The sequence below is a fragment of the Mesorhizobium sp. M7A.F.Ca.CA.004.06.1.1 genome (assembly GCF_003999135.1).
Taxonomy (GTDB): domain Bacteria; phylum Pseudomonadota; class Alphaproteobacteria; order Rhizobiales; family Rhizobiaceae; genus Mesorhizobium.
Genome location: NZ_RZPQ01000750.1, coordinates 1 through 2840, shown reverse-complemented (window position 1 = coordinate 2840; position 2840 = coordinate 1). Strand labels below are relative to the sequence as shown.

At 64.6% G+C, this 2840-nt stretch carries 4 protein-coding genes; 2 read left to right on the top strand and 2 right to left on the bottom strand.

Annotated elements, in window-relative coordinates; genetic code table 11:
- A partial coding sequence (locus tag EN906_RS29530) for a PDZ domain-containing protein (RefSeq protein ID WP_127375579.1) occupies positions 1-657 on the top strand: 657 nt, incomplete at its 5' end.
- 49 nt (positions 658-706) lie between these two features.
- On the opposite strand, the gene EN906_RS29525 is transcribed toward EN906_RS29530, so the two are convergent.
- Together EN906_RS29525 and serB are read right to left on the bottom strand one after the other, a co-directional pair.
- The gene (locus tag EN906_RS29525; protein WP_127375578.1) at positions 707-1279 is read right to left on the bottom strand and encodes a GNAT family N-acetyltransferase; all 573 of its coding nucleotides are present in this window, start codon (positions 1277-1279) and stop codon (positions 707-709) included.
- Positions 1276-2163: a phosphoserine phosphatase SerB gene (serB, locus tag EN906_RS29520; RefSeq protein ID WP_127271592.1), complete on the bottom strand. Its 888-nt coding sequence runs from the start codon at positions 2161-2163 to the stop codon at positions 1276-1278. Before serB ends, EN906_RS29525 begins: the two co-directional genes overlap by 4 nt.
- Here serB and miaA point away from each other — a divergent pair.
- The coding region (gene miaA / locus EN906_RS29515) for a tRNA (adenosine(37)-N6)-dimethylallyltransferase MiaA (protein WP_127375577.1) at positions 2153-2840 on the top strand (688 nt) is incomplete at its 3' end. The genes serB and miaA overlap by 11 nt on opposite strands.

Below are 2840 nucleotides of genomic sequence, written 5' to 3'. Positions count from 1 at the left end.
GGCGTGCGCATCCAGCCGGTGACCGACGACATCGCCGAAAGCCTCGGCATGGCGACCGCCAGGGGCGCGCTGGTCGCCGGCGTGATCAAGGGTGGCCCGGTCGACAATGGCACCATCCAAGCGGGCGACGTCGTCATCAAGTTCGACGGCAAGGACATCCATGAGATGCGCGATCTGCCGCGCGTCGTCGCCGAAAGCCCGGTTGGCAAGGCGGTCGATGTGCTCATCGTGCGCAAGGGTGTCGAGCAGACCGTGAAAGTGACGCTCGGCCGGCTCGAGGATGGCGAGAAGCTCGCCAGCAGTGAGGAGGGCAGCAACACCGATCAGGACAAGGGCGACAAGGCTCCGGCCGTTTCCACTGCTTCGGTGCTCGGCATGACGGTCGGCGAACTGAACGACGAGACACGCAAGAAGTTCAGCATTGCGGCCGATGTTTCGGGCGTCGTCATCACCGACGTCACCAAGGACTCGGCCGCCGCCGAACGCGGCATCCAGCCCGGCGAGGTGATCACCGAGATCGCGCAGGAATCGGTCGCCACGCCCAAGGACGTCATGGACCGGATCGGCGCCTTGAAGGAACAGGGGCGCAAGAATGCGCTCTTGATGCTGGCCTCGAAGACCGGCGAGCTCAGGTTCGTGACGATCCGGATGGACTGAGATCCGGAAGATGCGGCGAAAAAATCCTCATCTTGAATGGAAAGGGCGGCTAGCGGGCCGCCCTTTTTCTTGCCTGCCAGTCTTGGCGCGACAGTCTGTACAGGACATGGCGCTTGAGCGCGGGATGGCTGTCGGGAATGCTGGGGTGGTCGAAATCGCCGGACGGATCCGCGCTCATGCCGAGGCGTTGCATGACGGCGGTGGAGCGGCGGTTGGCCGCGACGGCGAATGACACGATTTCATCGAGGCCAAGCGTCTCGAAGCCGTAGGCCAGCCACGCTTCGGCTGCCTCTGTGACATAGCCCTTGCCCCAGAACTCAGGTGCCAGTCGCCAGCCGATCTCGATGGTGCCAGCTGGCAGGGATGGCACATGATCGGTGTCGAGGAGACCGATGAAGCCGATGCATTCACCGGTGGCGGTGATATCGGCGGCAGCAAAACCGTATCCGTCATCCGCGGTCCAGGCCCGGAGCTCGTCCATCTTGGCATCCGCCTCGGCGCGGTCACGGCGGAACGGAAAGAACTCCATCACCCGGTCGTCGGAGTTTATGCGGTGGAACAGGTCGCGGTCGCGATCTTCCCAGTTGCGCAGGATCAGGCGCTCGGTACGCATTGGTTTCATTGCACAAACTCCTCCCGCCTGTAGCCTTGCACATAAAGCAGCGCGGTCAGGTCGCCATGATCGATGCGGACCTTGGCCTGTGCCGCCACCGTCGGCTTGGCGTGGAGCGCGACACCGGTACCGGCAAGGCAGATCATGTCGAGATCATTGGCGCCGTCGCCGACGGCGATGGCGTCGGCGGGCGTCAGGCCGAGGCGCGCTGAAATTTCGATCAGCGCGTCGGCCTTAGCGGCGCGGCCGAGGATCGGTTCGCCGACCAGCCCGGTGAAGCGGCCGTCCTGCTCGAGCAGGCGATTGGCGCGGTTCTCCTGGAAACCGAGCATGGCGGCGATGCGCGTCGTGAAGACCTCGAACCCGCCAGACACGAGTGCCGTCCAGGCGCCATTGGCGCGCATGGTCCGGACCAGAACACGGCCGCCCGCTGCCAGCGTCAGGCGATTGGCGACGATGCGATCGACCACGGCGGCGTCGAGGCCCTTGAGCAACGCCACCCGTTCACGCAAAGCCGGTTCGAAGGCGATCTCACCATTCATGGATCGCGCGGTGATGGCCGCAACATGATCCTTGACGCCGATCTCGTCGGCCAGCTCGTCGATGCATTCCTGGTCGATCATGGTTGAATCCATGTCGGCGATCAGGATTTTCTTGCGGCGGGTTTCCGCCTGCTGGACGATCACGTCGACGGCCTCGCTGGCAAGTGCCGTGCGCAAGACGGCACTCGTGACGGCGTCGTCGGCTGCCTCAGGCAGGACGAGATCGCAGGCAATACCTTCGGCCAGCCAGACAACAGCGCTTGCGCCGACCGACCGTGAGGCCATATTCGCAAGCGACAGCGACAAAGCGCGCTCAGCGGGACGGGAAACAAGCGTGGCGATGAGCGGCATGAAACATTCCGGCGGGCAGGCGGGCAAGGGCCGCGTGAAGAACGCGATCCTGATAGCCGGGCCGACCGCCAGCGGCAAGTCGGCGCTTGCGCTCGATCTGGCCGAGCGCAGGGGGGGCGTGATCGTCAATACCGATTCCATGCAGGGCTATTCGGTGCTCGACGTGCTGACTGCCCGGCCGGAGGCGGCCGACCTCGCCCGCGCACTGCATTATCTTTATGGCCATGTCCACCCGGCCACCGCCTATTCCACCGGCGCCTGGCTGCGCGATGTGATGAAGCTGATCGAGGACGGCACATTCTCCGAACGGCCAGTGATTTTTGTCGGCGGCACCGGGCTCTATTTTCGCGCGCTGGCCGAGGGCATTTCGGAAATGCCCGACATTCCGCAGCGGGTCCGCGACCGCTGGCGCTATGAGTTGAAGGAGCAGGGCGCCGTCAAGCTGCACAGCCTGCTGCTGCGCGAGGATTCGGCGGCGGCCATGATGCTCAAGCCAACCGACAGCCAGCGCGTCGTGCGGGCATTGGAGGTTCTCGATGCGTCTGGCCGTTCGATCCTGGAATGGCAGGCAGAACGCGGCCAGCCGCTCATCGACAGGGAAAGCGCGCGTTTCCTGGTGATCGAGCCGGATCGGGCGGCATTGGTCGCTCGCATCGACAAACGCTTCGACCAGATGC

Excerpts from the sequence above, each read along its gene's own strand:
- EN906_RS29525 (WP_127375578.1), bottom strand. The coding sequence starts at position 1,279 with ATGAAACCAATGCGTACCGAGCGCCTGATCCTGCGCAACTGGGAAGAT.
- serB (WP_127271592.1), bottom strand. The coding sequence starts at position 2,163 with ATGCCGCTCATCGCCACGCTTGTTTCCCGTCCCGCTGAGCGCGCTTTG.